This is a genomic window from Ureibacillus aquaedulcis (genome assembly GCF_030418165.1).
Classification (GTDB): Bacteria; Bacillota; Bacilli; order Bacillales_A; family Planococcaceae; genus Ureibacillus; species Ureibacillus aquaedulcis.
Map to the genome: position 1 here is coordinate 140,920 of NZ_JAUHTQ010000006.1, position 23,471 is coordinate 164,390.

Genomic DNA, 23,471 nt, shown 5'->3' on the forward strand with positions numbered 1-23,471 from the left:
GATGCTTTTCTTTTCAGATTCTCATAACTCTTTGTTTTTTCCAGCTACCTTGTTTTGCAAACTAGCTACCTTCAGTATATTGCAATACAACATAGCAGTCAACTACTTTGCAATACAAGTTACTAAGCTCTTCTTGATTTTTATATAGCGAACTGGTAAACTCATTATTAGTAGTTGGTACTAATAACAGATGTAAAATCAATTGAGTAAAGGGGATCATCGGATGGATTTATTACAGATGAAGGACAAGAATATTGTTGTCATGGGCGTGGCCAATGAACGAAGCATTGCATGGGGAATTGCAAAAAGACTTCTTGAAGTTGGGGCAAACGTTATCTTCACTTACCGCAAGGAACGTTCTAAAGGGAAAATTGAAAAAGTATTAGAAAATTATTCAGACTATAACACAGCAGTCATTGAATGTGATGTGAATAGTGATGAAAGCATCGCAGGGGCTTTCTCACAAATCGGCGAACAGTTCGGTGTCATTCACGGGATTGTACACTCTGTTGCTTTTGCACATGCAGAAGACTTAAAAAACCGCTTTGTCGAGACGACTCGTGAAGGCTATGCATTTGCACAAGATACAAGCGCCTACTCATTAGTGGCTGTGGCTAAAGCAGCCCGTCCATTTATGACTGAAGGCGGCTCAATTGTAACGATGAGCTACTTGGGAGGCCAACGCGTTCTTGATGGCTATAATGTAATGGGCGTTGCTAAGGCAGCACTTGAAGCGGCAATGCGTTACCTTGCTGCAGACCTTGGAGCTGAAGGTATTCGTGTAAATGCCATTTCAGCAGGTGCCATCCGAACTTTAGCTGCAAAAGGTGTACCAAGCTTCAATACAATTCTTCATAAAATTGAAGAGACATCACCTTTAAAACGCAATACGAACCAAGAAGAAGTGGCAGATATGACGCTTGTTATGTTAAGTGCCCTTTCACGAGGCGTTACAGGTGAAACAATCTTCGTAGATTCTGGTTATAATATCCTGGGTTAATTGAGGAGGACTAGCTTATTGCAAAACGCAGTAGCTAGTCCTTTTTGAATGGCTATGGGTCAGTATCGGTAGATTACCTTGCTGCTAAAGCAACTTCTCCTCTAACATATTCTTTGTGACAGGCCCTAAAATTTGCTCAACAACCATTCCCGCTTCATCAACGATTATACTTGTCGGAAGAGTAAGTACTTCATAGTTAAGTAAAACCTCCCCTTCTTGATCCAATAAAATTGGAAAAGTGATTCCAAATTCACCAACGAAATGTTTGACCGTACTCGTGTTCGACTCTTTATCGGTCGTATTAATGGCAAGAATGACTACATTCTCCTTGGTTGTAAGTTCATCATAAAAATCCTGCATAGCCGGCATCTCTTCAACACAAGGAGGACACCAAGTAGCCCAAAAGTTGATAAAAACCTTCTTCCCTTCGAGGTCCGACAATCTAACGGTTTCCCCTGCTAAAGTTTTCAATTCAAAATTTGGTGCGCGAACATTCAAAGTACGGGTTTCCGTTTCTTGTGCATCATGTTCGTGATTGTGGTGATCCCCTTCCTCTGTATGGGAATCATCAGCTTCCTGTTCTTCAGTTAACCGATACTCTACTGTCCCATCTTTTGCATCTATTCCGGCGCTTTGGTCAAGAGGCTCCGCTTCTTCAACAAGTGAAGATATTCCTTTTTCTTCCTCATTTACGATAAAGATATTTGATGCGATCGTATAAATTACTCCGGCTAAAATGATTAATGAAAAACATAGACTTAGTATCTTCTTAGAAGGCAACCTACTCACCTACTTTCCTCACATACTTCTACAAGTATATGAGGAAAGTCTAGTTAAATGAGAGAAGTTTACGTGACGTTTAAATTAATCGCATTTAAAATACGAAAAAAACCGCCTCAAAAAATCGAGACGGTTTACTTTGCACATTAAATTAGTACATTTTTAAATATTGGTCGCGTTCCCAAGGGTGAACGGCAGTACGGAACATATCATACTCAATTTCTTTTGCTTCTTTGAAGTTCGAATAGATGTGTTCACCAAGTGCCGACTTGATTACTTCATCTTGCTCCAAGTATGAAAGAGCTTCTAGCAGGGAACCTGGTAAACTCTCAATTCCGTTTTCTTTTAACTCAGCAGAATTCATCACATAGATGTTGCGATCTACCGGAGCCGGTGGTGTTAAACCGTTGCGGATACCATCTAAACCAGCTTCAAGAAGAACAGCTAAAGCTAAGTAAGGGTTAGCTGATGGATCAACCGAACGCAATTCAACACGTGTAGATAAACCACGGGATGCCGGGATACGGATTAACGGCGAGCGGTTACGAGCCGACCAAGCGATGTAACATGGCGCCTCGTATCCAGGTACCAAACGTTTGTAAGAGTTTACTAACGGGTTAGTTACCGCCGTGAATGCTTTGGCGTGCTTCATGATACCCGCCATGAATGAACGTGCAGTATCTGATAATTGCAACTCTGCCTCTTCATCGAAGAACACGTTTTTGTCGCCGCTGAATAATGAAAGGTTTGCGTGCATACCAGATCCATTTACACCGAATAATGGTTTTGGCATGAATGTAGCATGTAAACCGTGTTTGCGAGCGATTGTTTTCACAACTAATTTGAATGTTTGGATGTTGTCGCAAGCTTCAACTGCGTTTGCATATTTGAAGTCGATTTCGTGTTGACCAGGTGCTACCTCATGGTGGGAAGCTTCGATCTCAAAGCCCATTTCCTCAAGTTCCAGCACGATATCGCGACGGCAGTTTTCACCAAGGTCAGTTGGCGCCAAGTCAAAGTAGCCGCCATCATCGTTTAGTTCTAATGTAGGCTCCCCTTTTTCGTCTAATTTAAATAAGAAGAATTCTGGCTCAGGTCCTAAGTTAAAGCTTGTAAAGCCTAACTCCTCCATATTAGCCAATACACGTTTTAAGTTTGCTCGAGGATCGCCAGCGAATGGCGTTCCATCCGGATTTGTAATGTCACAGATTAATCGAGCCACTTTCCCTTTTTCAGCAGTCCAAGGGAAAATTACGAATGTATCTAAATCTGGTTTTAGGTACATATCAGATTCTTCGATACGTACAAAACCTTCAATTGATGATCCGTCGAACATCATTTTGTCATCAAGTGCTTTATCTAATTGGCTTAATGGAATTTCTACGTTTTTAATAGTGCCTAGAATGTCGGTAAACTGCAAACGGATGTATTTTACGCCCTCATCTTTCACGATTTGTTTAATGTCTTCTTTTGTGTACTTAACCAATTAATCCACTCTCCTAATATTATAAATTATTAAAAAATTCAAAATATAATTTACTCGCCTTTCGCCTGGAAGAAACGAGATAAATCTCCTTGTCTTATGGAAGCCTTTTGCATAATTTGCGCTTGCTGCATTTCCTCACGCAAAATTGATCGAAGCTCTGAATCTGAAATTGCCATTTTGTTAGAAGATTTCACATAATTGTTGTTTTTTCTCATATCGAATACTTTTTTGATTCCTGCCATGTTAATCCCCTGGTCAAGAAGTTCACGAATTTCTAATAGTGCATCAACATCGTCAAGTGAGAACATTCTGCGGTTGCCCTCTGATCTAGCGGGTTCAATAAGTTTATGTTCTTCATAATATCGAATTTGCCTTGCGGTTAGCTCCGTTAATTGCATCACCATGCTTATAGGGAGTAACGGCATTGCTCTTCGAAACTCTCGACTCATCGACATCGCCTCCCTTTCATACGTTTATTCTAAACTATGTTATTTATAATATCAATACCATGTAAGGAAAAATAACATATTAAAATTAGATTTTATTCATCTATTTTTTAGATAAAACAAAACACCTACAGACAGTAAGGTTCACGGAGTTCCGTCGGTGATTTTAATGAATTTTCTGAGTAGATATTTTGTTGGATGGTAGTTTACTAGGAGCTTTCATTTGGTGTTAGAAATACTTTCAACCAACCTCTCATTGGTTATTTATAATACTTTTAGGCAATACGGTGCACTGGTGGCGCTTTTCGGTTACCGTTACCACCTCGTTCATGCTATTTCGGGCTATGATGATGCTTCTCGGTTACAGTTTACATCTTGTCCATGGTGTTTTTGGCTCTGATGAGGCTTCTCAGTTACCGATTTCACTTCCTTCAAGGTATTTCGGGATTCGAGGATGCTCCTCGGTTACCGTTGCCACCTCGTCCATGCTATACCGGGCTCCGAGGATGCTTCTCAGTTACCCATATCACTTCCTTCAAGGTATTTCGGGATTCGAGGATGCTTCTCAGTTACCATTACACCTCATTCATGCTCTACCGGGCTCCGAGGAGGCTTCTCATTTACCGATTTCACTACCTTCAAAGTATTTTGGGATTCGAGGATGCTCCTCGGTTACCATTGCCACCTCATTCATGCTATACCAGGCTCCGAGGATGCTTATCAGTACCGATAATCACCTCGTGCAGCAATTGCTAGGCACCGACAGAGCTTCTCGATTACCGATAAAACTTTTTTGAGTACTTCCCGGCACCGAAAATACTAACATCGATAATTAAGTATTCGAAAACTCCAGACCTCTTCTCAAAAACCCCCTAAATGCAACAACAAAAAAAGCCGTCCATCAAGTCAAATTACATCGACTTAACGAACGGCTTCAAAATGCGATTTATAATAAATATTGTGCTCTCTGATTGTCGATCCATACTTTCATTGTACGGAACAGTAAAATTACGATAACCATGAGTATAATCCCTTTAATCAAATTAAACGGCAAGATTCCTAACACAATTGTCTCTTTCATATCGAAAGTACCCCATCCAAGAAGGGAAGTGTACATAGGTAAAAACGCTACATAGTTTAATAGGCTCATCCCTAATGACATAATCACTGTACCAACTACTAGACCAAAGCTTAACCCTTTAATTGTAGGAAACTTTTTATAGATATAGTAGACAGGTAGAATAAATAAGAGCCCTGTTGCGAAGTTTGCCATATGGCCAACCGGAATTCCTGTTGGCGTCCCTGAAAAAATCCAGTCCAAAATGTTTTTGAACAATTCTACTAAAATACCAGCTACAGGTCCCATCGTGATTGTCGCAATCAATGCAGGTACATCACTGAAATCGATCTGTAAAAATACAGGGAACCCTGGAAGCGGAAAATTAATTAGCATCAACACGAATGAGATACTACTTAACATTGCGATTGTTACGAAAGAACGCAACTTTAGCTTTTGATTTACCATCATACTCTCTCCTCTTTGCTGATTCAACTTAGCAAGAAGAAAGGACAGCCTTTCAATTATTCCTTTCGCTGCACAATAAAATCCCTTACGCTAATTTGCATAAGGGAGAACTCAGGCACATTGAAAACAGGAAAAATTGCACGTTAAATTGAGCATCGCTTCTGACTTTAAAAAACAGATACTCAAAAAATAGCAAATCAAATACGAAATTTTCGCATTTGCATTACTTTTAACGTACAGTTTCCTTCGAATAACGAAAAGAGACCGTACCTTCACCTTCTCCCATCCAGACTATACTGTCGGCTTTGGAATCTCACCAAATCCTGCTCTTAACAAGCTCGCGGGCTGAAGAAACCTTTATGCAAAGCCCTCCAAGTAAATGGTCGGAAATTGCGGCTTCTATTACCGCCGGTCGGGAATTACACCCTGCCCCGAAGATGAATCAATATTTAATTTAGTGTTACAGCATTATTATATCTCGATTTTGAGATGATGTAAAGATGTAGTACTGGATAATCCCTACTCAACCGCTTGACATTTTTCGTTAATTATTGAAATACAGTCCAATAGGGCACTTCATTTGCTCCAATTGGCTTAGGTAATGGAGACAAAAAATCGAATCCTTGCCATTCTGTTTGTACTACATTTTCAAATTGTACATTCATGCCAAAACTAGCACCTGTCAACAAGATCCCCTCAATCATCTGCATTGCCTGCACTTGATCAAAACGATCCAAATCCACTTCTTCTGTAAATCGAACGGTTACAACCTGATTTTCTTCCGTTATCTCGAAATCTATCCCCTCCAAGATAACAGATTGATAAATATCATTCGTTTCTTCTTTCATAGCAGCAATAGCTTCCTCTACCGTTGAAAATGCTTCCCTGAAATTTGGAACCAGATACGTTGAACCATCCGACTGTGTAAAGCTAAAGTAATTATATTGAGTCATTTCACTATTTAAACGAATAGGCTCACTCGGTTCCCCTACTTCACTAAATAAAAAAGGAGAACCTTCTTCATTTAAGATTGCCGCCTCATCATATGAATTGCCGAAAGTATCAATCAATGAAGCGTAATACGTTGTCAGAGTTGCAGTCGCCATATCATATTGTTGATCGTTGGGTAAAGTATGGATAACTTGATCACCTGATTCCGTAATTTTCCCTGCATACGGATGATACTCCGCAAAACCTATCGCACTTTCATTAAATAGAGGTGCATAATGATTATAGAGTTCTACCCCTGTTGGCGCTGCATTGCCAAAATCCTGTTGAATGATATCATTTGGAATCAAAACAGTTACAGGTAGGCTATCCGCAGCATCGCTAGCTAATCCAAGTTTGAAAACTGTATTCCCCTCGACTTCCTCAGGGTAAACAGCCGTACGAAGATCCCCGGTATCTGTATTCATGATACTCATCTCAGACTCTTCTGTTGTCGATTCCTTACTCTTCATTTCTTCTTGCAGATTGCTCGTATCACTTGATTCAGTTGTAACTGCACTTTCCTCCGCAGTATCGAATAAAATATTGCGGTTCATAAGTGACGGTACAAGAATTGCGAGCAAAAATATGGCTGCTATTGAAACGGCAATTGGAACCCAATTGAATTTCTTCGGTTGATTAGTTTTTGAAGCATTCGAATCTAAAGGCTCATCATCAAAAAGACCGTCCTCTTTTAAACGCTTTAAAACGTCTTCTTTTGAACGTTGATCATGAATCTTTGGTACTTTTCCAAGTAAGTCTTCTATTTTGCCGTCTTCCCATTTATCATGATTCATCCGCGATTCGCCTCCTTTTCTTCGGTAGTAGTTGTTAATATTTCTCTTAGCTTATTGATTGCTCTATGCTGGGTTGTCTTGACCTTGCCTTCTGTCCAATTCAAGATTGCTGCTGTTTCAGCAATCGACAATTCCTGAAAATAACGCATAATAATGACCATTTTTTGATCACCTGTACATTTTTCGAGTGCCTCCAATAACTCACGCATCTCATCATTCAACTCAGTTAGAAGATCTGGGGATTTCATAGGGGAAACAAGATTGTCCGTTTCCCAATTAAACGCATCGAAAGCATGTGAGGAACGTACCGCATTTTTTCTGAAATAATCGATTGCCACATTTTTGGCAATGGCAAATAGCCATGTTTTTTCAGTGCTTCTTCCCTGAAAACGCTCATAAGATTTTAAAACCCTTACATAAACCTCATGGGATAAGTCTTCGGCAACCGAACGATTCTTGACCATATAGATTAAAAATTGGAAAACATCCTGATGATATAAATCATACAAACGATGGAATATGGATTCTTTCACCATGCCACCCCCGTTCCTATAAAATTTGTCGTACTCCAAGGTAAAAAGTTTCAGGAAAATGTCCTATATCCCACATGATATCCCCTTCACATTTCCGTTCCAGATCTGATTGCCTATGAAAAAAAGGTATCCCCAAAGTCATATTCACATACTTTAGAGATACCCTTATTTACAGCTTAGAGAGTATTGAATTAGCTGCATAAGTGTATTCGTCTTATTTCCCAAGAGCCCGTGCATTTAGCGGGCATACCAAACCTACTCTTTACAATGGCAGGTAGAAAGTAAAGGATGTTCCCTTACCCAGCTCACTATCCACACGGATATTTCCTTTATGGGCTTCAACGATATTTTTAGCTATGGCAAGCCCTAAGCCCGTGCCACCTTTAGAGCGTGTTCTCGCTTTATCCGCCTTATAAAAGCGCTCAAATACATATGGCAGATCCTCCTGCGGAATTCCTTCCCCTGTGTCTGAAACCTGTATTCTCGCATAGGACAGTTCCTGTTCTACGGAGACCGTTACACTGCCTTCAGTCGGTGTATGTCGTATTGCATTATCAATCAAGTTTGTAAGCACTTGTTCGATTCGGTCCTCATCCAGACTGATCAGGACACTTTGAGCAAGACTTGTTTTAAATTGCAATTCGACTTTCTTCTCTTTCGCTACTTGGGTAAACTTCTGGGTAATCCGCTCAACTACATCGACTACCTGAACTTCATCCTTATACAGCGTCGTATGGCCATTTTCCATACGGGCAAGATCAAGCAGATCGTTCACAAGGCGACTCATCCGTTGAGACTCGTCATAAATGATCCGGGTAATTTCATTACGTTCTTCTTCATCGGAAACGACATCATCCAACAAGGCTTCCGAATATCCTTGCAGCATTGCAATAGGAGTACGAAGCTCGTGGGATACATTGGCGATAAAATCGGAACGTAATTTTTCCAGTCGTATTCGTTCTGTCATATCCCGAATGACAGCAATGGCTCCACGAATGGATTGTTCGCTATTCTTCAACGGACTGATTGTAATGCGATAGTAGGAACCATTGATTTCAATGTCTTCTTCCAATTTATCCTCAAAACTTAAAACATGTTCCAGCATTTCAAAAACTTCCTGAGGAATCGGGCGCTCATTTTCACCTTTTTTGTTCATAAACCATTTCTGAAGCAATTTATCTGCTGGCGGGTTACTTAGAAGAATTGTTCGATCACTGTTAAATGTAATCACACTATCCGTCATGGATGTCAACACACTTGCCAATTGCTCTTTTTCTTGATTGATGACTTCCAAATGATGCTTTAATTGCCGACCCATTTGGTTAAAAGCTACTGCTAATTGCCCAATTTCATCATTTTGTGTTGTTGGCAAGGTTTCATCGAATTTACCTTTTGCCAGTTCAAAAGCATGTTCCCGCATTTTCCTAAGCGGCCATGTAATTCGTGAAGAAAGGAAAAATGCAAAAAATGTGGTTAGCACAAAGGCAATAAAGGCTGAAAGAAAGACAATTTTTGTTGTTTCCTGTGATGTTTTATGAAGTGCACTTGGGTTTTGATAGATAAAAATTGCCCCATGCAATTTGTCATCACTTTTTAATGGATAGCTTAATACAATGTAGGTTTCCATTTTGCCTTCTTCTATTTGTGAGGGCAAAATCATGCGATCCAGTATTGGTTCGGTAGATTCAAAAATTTCATTAAAGTTTTTATTCTTTAAAATATCATTTTGAATTTCAATATTATTTAAACCCGTTTGAAAAGCAGATACGACTTCTTTTTCCTGCGAAACGATAAAAGCATTCGTATCTTCGGTAATCATTTCATTAATAATTTCATCCGTTAACTGTTCCAAATCGTAGTTATCAACAATACTTGCAATCGTCGAGGCAGTTTGTCTTAAGGAAATATCAGCTTGTTCCTGGTGGTAATCTTCTAAAAATTCCAGCATCAATACAGTAAAGACGAACAATACAAACGAAACGAGAAGCAATATGGTTAACCATAGCTTCCCGACAATACTGCTCCATATCCTATTCATTCACAACCTCAAATTTATACCCTACGCCCCAAACAGTGACAATCATTTTCGCAGCATCTTCCGATACACGATTTAGTTTTTCGCGCAGTCTTTTGACGTGTGTATCAACCGTACGCAAATCTCCGAAGAAATCATAATGCCATACTTCTTTTAATAATTGCTCACGATCGAATACCTTATCCGGCGCTTTAGCCAAGAAATATAATAGCTCATATTCCTTTGGCGTTAAATTAACTTCTGTTCCATCTGCTGATACTCTGTGTGCATCATGGTCAATCGTTAAATGTGGAAATACCACTAAATCTTTTGAAGTAGACGGAGTTGAAACGGGTGAAAATGCAGAAGAACGGCGTAAAATCGCTTTCACACGCAGTATTACTTCCCGAGGGCTAAATGGTTTTACTATATAATCATCAGCACCAAGTTCAAACCCTTGTACACGGTTTGCTTCCTCACCCTTCGCAGTCAATAATATGATTGGTGTTGTCTTGGTTTCACGGAGTTCCTCACAAACTTGCAGGCCATCTTTTTCCGGCATCATTATGTCTAAGAGAATACAATGGTAATCTTTTTCTAACGCCATTGCGAGAGCCATTTCACCATTTTCAGCTTCATCTACTTCATACCCTTCACGTTCAAGGTACATTTTTAATAAGCGGCGAATACGGTCTTCATCATCTACTACTAATACAGATATATTTTCAGACATAGGTTTTACCCCTCTCATTCTTTCTCTTTCCTATTGTACAATTTCATGTAATAAATTTAAAGGATATATTAGAAAACTTAGCGTGACGCAAGTTTTTGTCCATAAGCAAGGATATACCCGCGTCAAAGAGGAGTTCTTGCAAAAAGAAAGTTCTCCCCATTCACGGGAAGAACTTTCGTCATTTCATTTAAGCGGCATAAGAGTGTAAACCGGCAATTACCAAGTTAACAACAATCAGGTTAAAGAGGATAATTGCAAAGCCGACTACAGCAAGCCATGCAGATTTTTTGCCTTCCCAACCTTTTGATAAACGCAAATGTAAATATGCGGCATAGAACAGCCATGTGATTAGAGCCCAAACCTCTTTTGGATCCCAGCCCCAATAACGGCCCCATGCTTCCTGTGCCCATATCATCGCGAATACAAGTGCCCCTAGCGTAAACACTGGAAACCCGATCAAGACAGAACGATAACCAACTTCATCCAATAAATTCAAGTTAACTTTTTGCACTAAAGGATGCAGCATAGTTAGAATCCTTCTGCGAGTAACTAATCGAACCAATAGATAGATGATGGAACCAAAAATAAATGACCAGAACACTGTTGTCAATTTTTGTGCATTGATTACTGCTGGCATTTCAACTAAAGGATTCATAACCTTTTCAGTTAGCAGCGTATAGTCATTCATACCGAAGACAGCCGGCATATTATAAGTAATTTCTTGTTCTGCATCTTGTGTATCAATATAAGTAAAGCTTGCTTCATACCCCATACCTTTGAACACTACAGTTGCAAGCATGAATCCTATTACCAGGACACCAAAGTAAAGTACTGCTTCCATCCAGAAACGGCTTTTGGATTTGATTTTAGGATTGATGGATTTTAATAGATATAGTAACCCTGCTACAGCACTGATTGCCAAAATAGATTGTCCCATTGCGGCTGTGATAACGTGAATTGTTAGCCAATGACTCTGAAGCGATGGAACAAGCGGGTCTACACTATTCGGGAACATTGCCGCATATCCTATGATTAATAATGCAACCGGCAATGCTACAAGACCTAGTGCCGTTAGACGATACATATAGGAAATTAAGATAAATGCTGCAATGATAAACATACCAAATGCAGTGGTAAATTCGAACATATTACTTACTGGTGCATGTCCTTTATAGATCCAGCGGGTAATGAAGTAGCCAACATGTGCCGCGAATCCAATGATCGTCACTATTAAGGCCAATTTACCCCACTTTTCTGCACGGCTTGCCGCACCATCAGGTTTGGAACTTTTAATAGCTCCGCCATATAACAAGGTCCCGACCAAATATGCAATGAACGCTGCATACAATAGGTTCCCACTTAAACTAATTAAACTCATAAGGTGCTGTCACCTTCCTTTTCCTTTTCTGCGTCATCATTTTCAGACTGATCAATATATTTTGGAAGATGTGCGAATTCTGTTACTGCATCGATATCTTTCTTAATACCAAACCAATTCTTGTTTGTATGTGCAGCAAGACGAATCGATCCATCTTCTAATTGCTCTACCCATAAACGACGGTGATTCCAATAAGAACCAATTGCTACCCCTATCATGAAAATTGCGCCACCAATTGCAAGGAAAGGTATGGAACTGTCTTTGTGAACAGTCAAACCAGACATATTTCTTGTTTCAACACTATTGAATGCCATTTTGTATGCATTATCGCCATTTGGTTCAATTGTTTGCTGAATAGCCACAAAACTTACTTCACCCTCTGGTTTTTCCGGTGTTGTCATTTTAAAGATAAATGCTGGATTGTTCGGCGTTGGTGTTTTTGTTTGCGGTTCGCCATTCTCGAATCCGGAGAAGTCAGGATAGTAACCTAATAATTGAACTTTCGTTTGATCGTCGATTACATATTCATTTTGAGGATTAGTTAAGTCCACGCTTACCGCTCCCAAGGATTCACCTGTTTCCTTATTAGTCAGTTCAAAGTTCATGGCTTTAATTTCATTTAAACGGAAATCCATTTGATAGAATGAATAGCCATTGTGTTGCAGTGGGTGATTTACTCTTATCGAGTACTCTTTCACTAATTCTAGATCATCATCTTTGCCTGGTACCGCATCATCAGTTTGTTTATATAACTTAGCGTTAGTTTGATAGTTTTTAGCGACGACGTTTACCCCTTGAAGCTCTTGGTTTTCCGTCGCCTGATTATCATGCATTTCCAAGATGAATTTTTCATTCTCGATAAAATAGCCTTCCATGCCCGGCACAGCACGCATCTCGCCTTCACGCACCCACATCGACTCATCGACATAGAATCCCGGAACAAGTCGGAGCATGACCGCAGCAAGGAAGATAATTAAACCAACGTGGTTTATGTATGGACCATATCGGGAAAAACGACCACGCTCAGCGAGGAGTGCATTACCATCACGGCGCACTTTATATCTAAGTTTTTTCATTTTTTCTTCGACTAAGTTTAGCGTATTCGATGAATCGCCTTCTGTTATCGAACCTTCACCGATTATGCGTTGACGTTTCATAAAGCTTTCGTGACGTTTTACACGCTGGTTTTTTAGAGAACGGTGCAACGGAATTCCTCGGTCAATACTTGCAACGATAATTGAAATAGCCAGCATTCCTACTAGTATCTGGAACCACCAAGAACTATATACATCGGAAAGCCCCAATTCATAATAGAGTTTTCCTAATGAGCCATATGTTTTTTCATAATAGGCAGCTTTTTCAGGTTCTGTCGAGACACTGATATAAAATTCTTGCGGGAAAATTGTTCCTATCGATGCCGCAATAAGATTTATGATAATTAATGAAATTCCTACCTTTACACTCGAAAAGAAGTTCCATATCTTATCAACGATTGATTTATTGCGGGTTTTTGAACGAATCGCAGCACCGTCATATTTCATATCAACGATTTTGCTCATCTTCGCTTCTTCTGTTAGTGGCCGACCACACTTACCGCAAAGTTTGGTACCTACTGGATTTTCATGACCACAAACACAAATAATTTTTTCCATATAAATTACTCCTGTTCCGGCTTGATTGATTCCATATATGAGGCGATTTGTGCTTCGCTCATTTCACCAGTAATGATTTTTTCAACTCTACCTTCAGGATTGATTAAGATGGTTGTAGGCAGTGGATTGATATTATATGCCGTCATAACTACTTTTGTATCATCAATAACAGCAGGGAAGTGAACATCTAGACTTTCAAGGAATTTTTTCACTTCAAATTCTGTTTGGGCAATGTTAACGGTCAACACTTCAACACCTTGATCTTTATAAGTGGCATATTGACGGGACATTGCGGGCATCTCTTTTTTGCATGGTTCACACCAAGTACCCCAGAAATTCAAGAAAACTCCCTTGCCCTCATAATCGGAAAGGCGATGATTTAAACCGCTTTCATACAAATCCACTAGTTCAAAATCGGGTGCTTTGTCACCAACTTGCAAGACTTTAACCTTGTCGTTTGTCGCAGAAGAATAGACTGTATATACGATAGCTGCCAATAGTACAACAAGAATAGCACCACGAGTTATTGAACGTTTCTTTTTTTTATCCATTTGTGTTTCCTCCCTGCGAAAACTATACAATCTTTTTTATTATAGCAAACTGAAAAAACTCAATTGCTAATTTTTTTGACTGATTTATGAACGTTTTCACGGATTTTAATTATTCGATTTTTCCTGTATCGGCAAGTACACGAAGCAATTTCACTTCATGTTTAGTAAGCTCCCTGTATTCACCTGGCATCAAGCCACCCAAGTCAAGGAAAGCAAAGCGTTCACGTTTTAATTTTACAACTGGTGTCCCAATTGCTTCAAACATACGGCGCACCTGGCGATTTCTGCCTTCATGGATTGTAATCTCGCAGATGGCTTTCCCTGCTTTCTCGTCGAATGAAGTCATACTAACTTTGGCTGGTGCGGTTTTACCGTCCTCTAATTTAATTCCACGCTGCAGTTTTTTTAATCCATCAATTGTCGGTACACCTTTTACTCGAGCAATATAGGTTTTATCAATTTTGAACTTAGGATGGGTCATTTGATAAGAAAATTCGCCGTCATTTGTTAATAACAATAAGCCGGATGTGTCATAATCCAATCGTCCAACAGGGAATATGCGCTCTTGCACATGCTTTTTAAAAATATCCGTTACTGTTTTTCTTCCTTTGTCATCCGAAACGGCTGATATCACACCTCTTGGTTTATAGAGCAGGAAGTAAACTTTATCCTCTTTTTCAAGCTTGACCCCATTCACTTCAATCGTGTCTGAATTCGACACTTTCGTACCAAGCTCTTTGACCACTTTACCGTTTACTTTTACTTTACCTTCTACAATCAGTTGTTCTGCTTTTCGCCTTGAAGCTACACCAGCATATGCAATTACTTTCTGTAATCTTTCCATTATTCCACCTCATTCATCCGTGTAAGCCCATAAAAGTCTGCCTAAAAATTATGTCATATTCTTCTGTATTATTAAAGAAAAACAGCTTATTTCCGAAGTTGTTTTATTATTTTGACAGGATTAATCCATTATTTTCGACAAATTTCTCAAATGGTGCAAAAAATAAGACTGCTCTATACGCAGTCCCTAAAAACCCAAATCGTTTAAGTACTTTTTATTCTTTCACATTCACTCTTGTTGCATAAATGCTTTCATCATTTAACATAACATGCCAAATGCCAAATTGCCCTTGTTTTCTTGATAGATGGAGGACATTGCGCACTTCTTTTGCTTCTTCTTTATTGAGAAGGATGGATATAGGCTTTGATAGAACGACTGATTTATCATCTGTTGCTTGATAGTCTCCTTGATCAGCAACTGTGACATATTCATAGTTATCAAAAATTTTATTTGCAAGCCCTTTATGTACTTGCCAATCATTTGATTCGCTCAAGGTAACGACAATCACCTTTTTGTTATCCTCTTCGAAATAAGTTGCCAGTGTTCTTCCTGCCACTTTCGTAAAACCTGTTTTCCCTGCAACCGCCCCCACTTGCTGACGAAGCAATCGATGTTTGTTTTGCCATGTCACACCTTTTGAAGGATCTTTATAGTTGATTGTTGAAGAAATCTTTTTGAATGTTTCATTCTGCATACCAATTCTTAGCATCTGCGCCGTATCATAGGCAGAAGAGAGATGGATATCGTTATGCAGACCAGATGGATTTGTAAAATCGGTATTATTCAAGCTATATAAATCCGCCTTTTCATTCATCAGATCCACAAATCCATCGATCGATCCTCCGGCATGTTCCGCCAGAGCAAATGCTGCATCATTCCCCGATCTTAGCATTAACCCATAAAGCAAGGTTTCTACAGTAACCTTCTCTCCTGGCTCCAAATAAATGGAAGAGCCCTCACTTAAAGCTGCTTTCTGCGAAATCGTGACTTCGTCATCCAAGTTACTATTTTCAATCGCAACAAGAGCTGTCCAAATTTTCGTCAAGCTAGCTATCGGCATCCTGCCATGCGGGTTGCTCCCCTCCAACAGTCTTCCCGTCTCTGCATCAATCACGGCATAGGAAGCACTAGCTGCTTGTGTTACAGAAAAGAATACTACCATCATACAGCTAAACGCAAATAAGACTTTTGCAACTTTTTTCAACAGGCCACTCCTTTTTAAGATCAAATGCAATTTTCACCGAAATCTTCCAATCTCTTTTGAAGCAATGTAAGCAAATTAGTTATTTTGTTGAATTGAATGTTTCTTGGAACTTGGTCATAAACAAATCGGTTTCTTCATTCTCATCCTCCGCAGTTCCTTCAGGTAATGGCGGAAGTTCGTCTATATCTTTTAGACCAAAATAATTAAGAAATTCTTTTGTTGTTCCATAAAGTATTGCACGTCCAGTCCCTTCCGCTCTTCCGATTTCTTGCACAAGTGCACGAGATACTAGCGTCTGGATTGGTCTTTCACTCTTCACGCCCCGCAAGTCTTCAATCTCTGTTCGCGTGATTGGCTGCTTGTACGCAATGATTGCCAAAACTTCCAGTGATGCGGTAGTTAAGACTTGGCTATTCGGGTTTTCTACCAATTTTTTAATCGTATCTGCCAATTCCGGTTTCGTTGTCAGTTGGTATGTACCCGCCAATGTTTTTAATGCCAAGCCACGGTCCTCAGCTTCATCGTAATAGGTTTTTAGTTCACTTAAAGCTGCTTCAATTTCCATCACTTCTACTTCTAATAACTGTGAAAGTTGTTTTGCCGTCATGCCATCATCGCCTACTACGAAAAGCAATGCTTCAATCTTGCTCATCAAACTGTTCAAGTTCATCGTATGTAGCCTCCTTTTGTAAAGTCACTGTCAAGTCTTCGAAGTTATTTTTTTGCTCTACAAAAACGACATGTCGTTTCATTAGCTCGAGTAGCGATAAAAACGTTACAATAATTGTTGATTTATCTTCATAAGGGAACAATTCGGAAAAGTTGGATGTCCCGCCATTCAGCTTCAAGGAGTCAATAACGGCAAGCATTTGGTCCTTTACAGATATTTCCTGCCTTGCAACTCTGGTTGATAAAGGCTTTTTTAACTGTTTACGGCGAAGCAGCTTCTGAAATGCACTTAACATGTCATATACATTGACATTCAAATCAAAGAGGGCAAGCTGTTCATCCGGTACAAAACCTGTTAAATCACTAGGCGGTCGAGTAAAGACCTGGGCACGATTTTCTTCAAGTTCTTTCAATTCCACAGCAGCTTCTTTATATTTTTTATATTCGATCAGTTTTGTTACGAGCTCTTCACGAGGGTCCGGTCCATCTACTTCAAATTCAGCATCTTCCATTTCTCCCTCATGTATGGGAAGAAGCATACGGCTTTTAATCGCAAGCAATGTTGCCGCCATTACCAGGTACTCGCTTGCTTCGTTCAGCTCTAATTCTTTCATTGCGTGGATATGATCAATATATTGAGCGGTCAGCTCGGCCATTGGAATATCATATATATCAATTTCCAAACGATGAATTAAGTGTAATAATAGATCAAGAGGTCCCGTAAAGGCTTCTAATTTTACTTCATACATGTGTCAACCACCTGACGTTTGTTCGTTTTCTTTTATATAGTAAGAGTATGTGTACCTTAAGTATTTTAAATCAAATTTTAGCAATAAGGAAAGAGGATTGTTATGCATCCATCATTTCACCCATTATATGTAGATTTTTGTACATATTTTAATGGCAATCAAGACTATTTTGAATGTCACGAAGTACTGGAGGAGTATTGGAAAAGTATTGCACCCGGTGAAAAAGATCATCCTTTGGTAGGATATGTTCAACTTGCAACAGGCATGTATCATTGGCGGCGAAACAATACAGTAGGTGCTATGAAAATATTAAAAAAGGCATATAAGAACTTTACTGCGAATCAATCTTCTCCGTATTTTGAATTGATTGGTTTCGAAGAATTATGTAGGGACTCCGACATCAGCTTGAAGGCCATTGAAAAAGGTGAACCTTTCAAGGCATTTCAGATCGTGCTGAAGAATGAAAATCTCGCCTTCCTGGTAAAACAGAAAATTGAAGAGCTTCCGCCAATACCAAAAGACTACCTCCTTCATAAACATATGCTGCGCGATCGTACAGATATTCTTGAAGCACGAAACAATCGAAAACTCGCTTCATCAAAAACACCGAACAAAAAGCTTTAGTTCCATAAGCATGATTGAAAAAAGAAGAAGAGGCTGACGTTACTTAGGGCCGTCCGCCTCTTCAACTATAGGTAAACATTTTTCTATAAAAGGTTTTGTATCTGCACTCGCAACCAACTCTTTAAATAGTCCTGTATTCAATAATTCCTTCAGCATTGAAATCGCTATGCCTTCTCCTCTATAAGAAGGAACAACAGTAATATGTTGAACGGTCGCAACCGAATCTTCTTCCATCACTCCTACAATACCTATATATTCTTCATCTTTTTTCCATAAATATAAATGCCAATTGTTTTTTTCTTCATATGAATGAATTGTTTCCATTAAACGCTTTACGTCCTTCTCGGAAGGCATGAACGAAAGCAGACCCATTGCTATTTTTTCAAAAGATTTTTTATAGCGTATCAACATGAATAACATTCCCTCGTTTTCTATCAGTACAACATCTGTAAATATACTACACGATTTGAAGAAAGGAATCAACTTTACTACCATTTATTAACAAATGATGAAGATTACATTTACTTATCAATCGATACATTGGGAATGATGAGAAAAATATAAATCAGTGCCCAAATAATACTCACGGCTAGCAGTAAGCCAAGGAGCCACCATTTCGATATTTTCATAAACGTACTCACCCTCTTTTTAAAGAGAGCGCAAGATCGTTTTGAACAATATTTTCGTAGCTTTCTCTGTTGATTGCCAGTTGATGTTGCCCTTCTTCTACAAACACTACTGCTGGTCTTGGGATACGATTATAATTTGAAGCCATTGAATAGCCATAAGCACCTGTACAGAAAATAGCTAGAGTATCACCAGGTTCTGCAGGCTGCAATAGTGCGTCGATAATCAATTTATCACCTGATTCACATAGTTTTCCTGCAACTGTGTAGGTATTCGATTTGTCTTTATTTGCTTTATTGGCGACTACCGCCTCATATTTTGCATCATAAAGTGCTGGACGGATGTTATCGCTCATTCCGCCATCCACTGATATGTATTCGCGAATATTTGGAACAGTTTTGTGTGCACCAACTGTATATAGAGAAGTACCCGCATCCCCAACAAGTGAACGGCCTGGTTCGATCCAGATCTCCGGCATCGATAGGTCAAGCTTACTTGCAAAAGTCTGAACTGTTTCGATCATCTCTTTTACATAAACTTGAGGTTCCAGGGGTGTGTCCTCTTCGGTATATCGAATTCCGAATCCGCCACCTAGATTCAACACTGTACATTGGAAATCAAATTGATCTTTCCACATACTAATTTTATTCATCAGCTTTTCGGCAGCCAAGCTAAAACCATCCGTCTCAAAGATTTGAGAACCAATATGGCAATGCAGACCCAGGACGTTCAGGTACTCATGGTCTTTGACTTTTAGAAAGGCTTCGTCAGCTTGTCCATTATTTAGATCAAATCCAAATTTCGAGTCTGCCTGGCCTGTTGTGATAAAGTCGTGTGTATGTGCTTCTACACCTGGTGTTACGCGAAGCAAGATACGCATTGCTTGCTGCTTGGCTTCAGAAATTTCCTTCAGTAATTCAATTTCATAGAAGTTATCGACTACAATACAGCCAACATTGGAATCGAAGGCAAGCTCCAGTTCGGAATAAGATTTATTATTCCCATGAAAATGAATTCTTTCGGATGGGAAACCTGCTTGAATTGCTGTATATAATTCTCCGCCGGAAACTACATCCAAAGAAAGATTTTCTTCCTTGGCCAGTTGGTAAATGGCAATGCATGAGAAAGCTTTTGAGGCATACGCTACTTCCGCTTTTACCCCTAATTGCTGGAATGTTTCGATAAATCCGCGAGCACGCTCTCTGATCAATTGTAGATCATAAACGAAAAGTGGAGTGCCGTACTCTTTTGCAAGCTCTATCGTATCAACTCCACCAATCGTTAAATGACCGTTTTCATTTACTTTCTGTGTTCCATATAAATGCATTTTTCTCTCCTCCGTTGCGTGCGGGAATAGGGACTTACCCCCTTTTCCCGCATTTGTAATACCTTATGATGAACTTTATCATAGGTAGAAACTTAACGCAACGGCACTTTTATGCACGTTTACGTTGCTTCGCGCCGACGATATACGGTCTAAGCGCGTCATCTGCCATAGGGAAACGTATAAATATACGGCTGAATGCTTTAGGGAAAAATGGAATAAACGGCCACATATATGGCACATTCATTGGCTTTAAAGAGCACAAGTAGGAGAGGATAATCCAGATCGCTATAAAGAACCCACTAGGCCCGGCAGCTACCGTGGCGAGCAGTATAAAGAATTGGAAATACTTCACTGCGGTACTTAGCTCGAAGGTTGGAATAGAGAATGAGAAAATCGCTGTTACAGCAGAATAGAGGACAACTTCCGCAGAGAACAATCCTACGTCAATTGCGATTTGCCCGATAATAATCCCGGCAACCAGCCCCATGGCGGTCGATAGTGGCGTGGGTGTATGGATTGCTGCTATTCGCAGGTATTCCAACCCCAAATGAGCAATAATGATTTGTAGGAATAGCGGGATTTCGGATTTCTCTTTCGCCCCTATAAAGTCCAGTCCAGGCGGCAAATATTGCTCATGTGTGGCCAGTAAGTACCAGATAGGCAACAAGGTCAAACTGAAAAATGCTGCAAAATAGCGTAAAAAGCGAAAAGTTGTACCAATTAGCGGGGCTTGACGGTATTCTTCGGCGTGCTGCAATAAATGGAACATGGTAATAGGAATGATGATGACTGAAGGCGAAGTATCTACAACAATGGCAATATGCCCTTCCAGTAGGTGAGCTGCGACAATATCCGGCCTTTCAGAATAGCGGACAAATGGCAATGGATGAAATTTCTGCTTAAACAGCCATTCCTCCAAGGATTTATCCGCCATTGTGAGACCATCATGCTTGATCTCCTTCAGTCGTTTCTCCAGCCACTCCAAGTGCTGTGGATTTACAATATCCTTCATATAAGCAATTGCCACATCCGTTTGACCGATCGTCGAAATCTTATGAAGCTCGAACCGCAATTGTGGGTCGCGAATACGTCGACGAATTAAAGCGGTGTTTAACATGATATTTTCTGCAAATCCATCACGTGAACCCCGAATGACTTTTTCATTATCCGGTTCATCCGGCTGGCGCCCAGGATAATTTCTTAGCTCCAGTAAGTAGCCAAAACCATTTGCTGTCAAAATTCCGACTTGTCCACTAAGTACACCCAATATGAATTCGTCTTTATCCTTCGGTTCAGATTTCCCATAAAAGTTGAAATGGCTATCAAAATATTTAGCCTCATCTTTAATCTCGAATTCATGATGATTTTCATCATCATAAACGTGAGTGAAGAGAGGCGTCAATTGAACCGTAATGGTAGCCCCATCGACAAGTCCGCTTATATAAACACATAAAATAGGCAGACTTTTGACATGAAGGTCCTTGATACATACATCAAATGATTCGTCTTTTCCAAATTTACTGTACAAGTAGTCTTTTGCTTCATCAATCGATGCAAAAACTTGATTACTCATTTACTCACCGTCTTTTTAGTAGTTCGTGATGAATTGGTTTCCATCCAAGACTTAAGTTGCGCCAAAATCTTCTTTTCTAACCGCGAAACTTGAACTTGTGATATTCCTAACCTTTCTGCAATATCGGTTTGAGTCAAATCTAAGTAATACCTTAAATAAATGATGGCTTGTTCCCGTTTATCCAGCTTTGTCAGAACTTCCTTTAAAGGAATATATTGGAATGGCAGCTCCGATTTTTCATCCTTCATCTGATCCATCAACGTAATGGAGTCCCCTTCGCTTTCAAAAAGCTGTTCATGCAAGGAAGCCGGATCACGCATGGCATCCGTTGCAACCAGCACCTCATCCTGGGTTACACCCAATATTTCGGCAAGTTCCGAAATTGAAGGAGGTTTTTCGTTCGTTTTCAAAAATTCATCGGTTGCATGGCGAATTTTATAGTTTAGTTCGCGTATCGACCTACTCACCTTCACCATGCCATCATCACGCAGGAAGCGTTGAATTTCTCCAATAATCATCGGAACAGCATAGGTAGAAAATTTCACGTCATAGGATAAATCAAATTTATCCACGGATTTCATCAATCCAATACAACCAATTTGAAACAGGTCTTCAAGCTCTACTCCACGCGAAGCAAAGCGTTGAACAATCGACCATACAAGCCGTGTATTGCCTTCAATCATTTGTTTTCTAGCTTCAACATCACCCACTTGCGCTTTTTCAATCAGCCCGCGCATTTCCTCCTGTGTCAACAAAACATTATTGGACGGCTGTTCGATTGTCCTCATCCCCCTAACTTCTATCAAATACCACCGTATTTGCGTCCACATAAAATTGATCGTTTATTCCAATGCTAAAACTCATGTAAGCGGTTAGACACCATTTAAGTGACGACTATTTAATCCTGATAAAAAACTACTCTATGAAATTTGAGGCATCTTCACAGAGTAAAATTTTTTTGAAAACGTGATTACAGTCCCTACATTTGGTTCCGATTCAACCTGTAGATTGTCTGCAAAGCTTTCCATAATGGTAAAGCCCATACCGGACCGTTCCATTTCAGCCTTCGATGTAAAGAGCGGCTCCATCGCTTTTTTCACATCAAAGATACCTTTTCCATTATCTTTCACGGCGACAGAAACCAAGTCTCCGTCCCTCACTGCATGAACAGTAACGATCCCCTTGCCATCTTCGTCATACCCATGAATAATCGCATTGGATACAGCTTCTGAAACGATTGTTTTAAATTCCGAAAGCTCGTCAATGGTTGGGTCAAGTTGAGCAACAAAACTTGTAATTGCCATTCTCGCCAGACTTTCATTTTCACTAATTGCTACAAATGAAAGCGTCATTTCGTTATCCATTCACAATCCCCCTTGCGTGTAAAATTGCATCTGCTTCTGTACCCTCCAACATAAATGAAGCCAACCCTGAAAATTGAAAGATTTTTTTCATGGTATTCGATGGATTCAGGATGATGGTTTGTCCATTAACGGCACCTAATTCCCGCATACGCCCCAGTATTAAGCCGATTCCTGAGCTATCCATAAAGTTCAATCTTTCCAGGTTCCAAATAATCGTACTTAAATTGCCTTGTAAAATCGTTTTCGAAATATGCGTGCGAATTTTTTCTGTTTCGTGATGATCCAGTTCTCCAAAGAGTCGGATGACTGCTATATCGTTTAAGTGCATATTGATTTCATAGTTCATTTTAATTCGCCTCCTCTTAAGAATCCTAAATTCCACATTTCCTTGTCATATCCTTCTTTGCTGACAAGACTAGAAGAATTTCGCTGAAACTAGAGAAAATACGACAAAATTGATAAGCAGTATTAAGTTCTTCTTTAGTTACTCTTTCTCACCAGATAGGACTAACGGCTTGTTTGGTTAATTAGTAAGTTCTTCCTAACTATCAAAGGAAGGTAATCTAGCAAGCTTTGGCTGATTGTCTGATTTTGCAACACTAGCCTTA

23 protein-coding genes and 1 riboswitch are annotated in these 23,471 nt (G+C 39.7%); of the genes, 2 read left to right on the forward strand and 21 right to left on the reverse strand.

All coding sequences use genetic code 11. The features are described from left to right. Positions 1-223: 223 nt before the first annotated feature. A complete protein-coding gene (locus QYB95_RS10135; protein ID WP_301138220.1) occupies positions 224-1,000 on the forward strand; it encodes an enoyl-ACP reductase FabI in 777 nt (258 codons plus the stop codon). A gap of 84 nt (positions 1,001-1,084) precedes the next feature. On the opposite strand, the gene QYB95_RS10140 is transcribed toward QYB95_RS10135, so the two are convergent. The 15 genes from QYB95_RS10140 to QYB95_RS10210 form a co-directional block, all read right to left on the reverse strand. Further along, positions 1,085-1,789: a peroxiredoxin family protein gene (locus QYB95_RS10140; protein ID WP_301138221.1), complete on the reverse strand. Its 705-nt coding sequence runs from the start codon at positions 1,787-1,789 to the stop codon at positions 1,085-1,087. A 142-nt stretch (positions 1,790-1,931) separates the two neighbouring features. Further along, a complete protein-coding gene (glnA, locus tag QYB95_RS10145) occupies positions 1,932-3,266 on the reverse strand; it encodes a type I glutamate--ammonia ligase (RefSeq protein ID WP_301138222.1) in 1,335 nt (444 codons plus the stop codon). A 50-nt stretch (positions 3,267-3,316) separates the two neighbouring features. Then, a complete protein-coding gene (locus QYB95_RS10150) occupies positions 3,317-3,715 on the reverse strand; it encodes a MerR family transcriptional regulator (RefSeq protein ID WP_301138223.1) in 399 nt (132 codons plus the stop codon). A 943-nt stretch (positions 3,716-4,658) separates the two neighbouring features. Continuing rightward, a complete protein-coding gene (locus tag QYB95_RS10155; RefSeq protein WP_301138293.1) occupies positions 4,659-5,237 on the reverse strand; it encodes an ECF transporter S component in 579 nt (192 codons plus the stop codon). 270 nt (positions 5,238-5,507) lie between these two features. Then, positions 5,508-5,680: riboswitch (FMN riboswitch) on the reverse strand. A 105-nt stretch (positions 5,681-5,785) separates the two neighbouring features. Next, positions 5,786-7,021: a hypothetical protein gene (locus QYB95_RS10160; RefSeq protein ID WP_301138224.1), complete on the reverse strand. Its 1,236-nt coding sequence runs from the start codon at positions 7,019-7,021 to the stop codon at positions 5,786-5,788. After that, entirely contained in the window at positions 7,018-7,557 is a 540-nt protein-coding gene (locus tag QYB95_RS10165; protein ID WP_301138225.1) for an RNA polymerase sigma factor SigX, read from the reverse strand. Before QYB95_RS10165 ends, QYB95_RS10160 begins: the two co-directional genes overlap by 4 nt. A gap of 259 nt (positions 7,558-7,816) precedes the next feature. Beyond that, complete coding sequence (locus QYB95_RS10170) at positions 7,817-9,592, reverse strand: ATP-binding protein (protein ID WP_301138226.1); 1,776 nt, start codon at positions 9,590-9,592, stop codon at positions 7,817-7,819. Beyond that, complete coding sequence (locus QYB95_RS10175; protein WP_301138227.1) at positions 9,585-10,301, reverse strand: response regulator transcription factor; 717 nt, start codon at positions 10,299-10,301, stop codon at positions 9,585-9,587. The genes QYB95_RS10170 and QYB95_RS10175 overlap by 8 nt, the downstream gene beginning before the upstream one ends. Before the next feature lie 187 nt (positions 10,302-10,488). Continuing rightward, positions 10,489-11,679: a c-type cytochrome biogenesis protein CcsB gene (gene ccsB / locus QYB95_RS10180; RefSeq protein WP_301138228.1), complete on the reverse strand. Its 1,191-nt coding sequence runs from the start codon at positions 11,677-11,679 to the stop codon at positions 10,489-10,491. Continuing rightward, positions 11,676-13,331, reverse strand: coding sequence for a cytochrome c biogenesis ResB family protein (locus QYB95_RS10185; protein ID WP_301138229.1), 1,656 nt, complete (start codon positions 13,329-13,331; stop codon positions 11,676-11,678). The genes ccsB and QYB95_RS10185 overlap by 4 nt, the downstream gene beginning before the upstream one ends. Before the next feature lie 5 nt (positions 13,332-13,336). Beyond that, the gene (gene resA / locus QYB95_RS10190; RefSeq protein ID WP_301138230.1) at positions 13,337-13,882 is read right to left on the reverse strand and encodes a thiol-disulfide oxidoreductase ResA; all 546 of its coding nucleotides are present in this window, start codon (positions 13,880-13,882) and stop codon (positions 13,337-13,339) included. A gap of 109 nt (positions 13,883-13,991) precedes the next feature. Further along, positions 13,992-14,726, reverse strand: coding sequence for a pseudouridine synthase (locus QYB95_RS10195; protein ID WP_301138231.1), 735 nt, complete (start codon positions 14,724-14,726; stop codon positions 13,992-13,994). Between the two features lie 214 nt (positions 14,727-14,940). Next, positions 14,941-15,933, reverse strand: coding sequence for a D-alanyl-D-alanine carboxypeptidase family protein (locus tag QYB95_RS10200; protein ID WP_425609195.1), 993 nt, complete (start codon positions 15,931-15,933; stop codon positions 14,941-14,943). 76 nt (positions 15,934-16,009) lie between these two features. Further along, positions 16,010-16,600, reverse strand: coding sequence for an SMC-Scp complex subunit ScpB (gene scpB, locus QYB95_RS10205; protein WP_301138232.1), 591 nt, complete (start codon positions 16,598-16,600; stop codon positions 16,010-16,012). Then, positions 16,569-17,348: a segregation/condensation protein A gene (locus tag QYB95_RS10210; protein WP_301138233.1), complete on the reverse strand. Its 780-nt coding sequence runs from the start codon at positions 17,346-17,348 to the stop codon at positions 16,569-16,571. The genes scpB and QYB95_RS10210 overlap by 32 nt, the downstream gene beginning before the upstream one ends. 102 nt (positions 17,349-17,450) lie before the next feature. On the opposite strand from QYB95_RS10210, the gene QYB95_RS10215 reads away from it, so the two are divergent. Then, entirely contained in the window at positions 17,451-17,972 is a 522-nt protein-coding gene (locus QYB95_RS10215; RefSeq protein WP_301138234.1) for a DUF309 domain-containing protein, read from the forward strand. Positions 17,973-18,011: 39 nt separating this feature from the next. Here the strand turns inward: QYB95_RS10215 and QYB95_RS10220 are convergent, their stop codons facing one another. The 6 genes from QYB95_RS10220 to QYB95_RS10245 form a co-directional block, all read right to left on the reverse strand. Next, complete coding sequence (locus tag QYB95_RS10220) at positions 18,012-18,383, reverse strand: GNAT family N-acetyltransferase (RefSeq protein WP_301138235.1); 372 nt, start codon at positions 18,381-18,383, stop codon at positions 18,012-18,014. Between the two features lie 226 nt (positions 18,384-18,609). Continuing rightward, positions 18,610-19,926 (reverse strand): diaminopimelate decarboxylase, encoded by a 1,317-nt coding sequence (gene lysA, locus QYB95_RS10225; RefSeq protein ID WP_301138236.1) that lies wholly within the window; start codon positions 19,924-19,926, stop codon positions 18,610-18,612. A gap of 109 nt (positions 19,927-20,035) precedes the next feature. Next, on the reverse strand, positions 20,036-21,499 hold the full coding sequence (locus tag QYB95_RS10230; protein WP_301138237.1) for a spore germination protein: 1,464 nt from the start codon (positions 21,497-21,499) through the stop codon (positions 20,036-20,038). After that, positions 21,496-22,287 carry a SigF/SigG family RNA polymerase sporulation sigma factor gene (locus QYB95_RS10235; RefSeq protein WP_301138238.1) on the reverse strand — a complete coding sequence of 264 codons (792 nt, stop codon included), beginning with the start codon at positions 22,285-22,287 and terminating at the stop codon, positions 21,496-21,498. The genes QYB95_RS10230 and QYB95_RS10235 overlap by 4 nt, the downstream gene beginning before the upstream one ends. A 132-nt stretch (positions 22,288-22,419) precedes the next feature. Continuing rightward, positions 22,420-22,863: an anti-sigma F factor gene (gene spoIIAB, locus QYB95_RS10240; protein WP_301138239.1), complete on the reverse strand. Its 444-nt coding sequence runs from the start codon at positions 22,861-22,863 to the stop codon at positions 22,420-22,422. Next, positions 22,856-23,209, reverse strand: coding sequence for an STAS domain-containing protein (locus tag QYB95_RS10245; RefSeq protein WP_301138240.1), 354 nt, complete (start codon positions 23,207-23,209; stop codon positions 22,856-22,858). The genes spoIIAB and QYB95_RS10245 overlap by 8 nt, the downstream gene beginning before the upstream one ends. Positions 23,210-23,471: the final 262 nt, after the last annotated feature.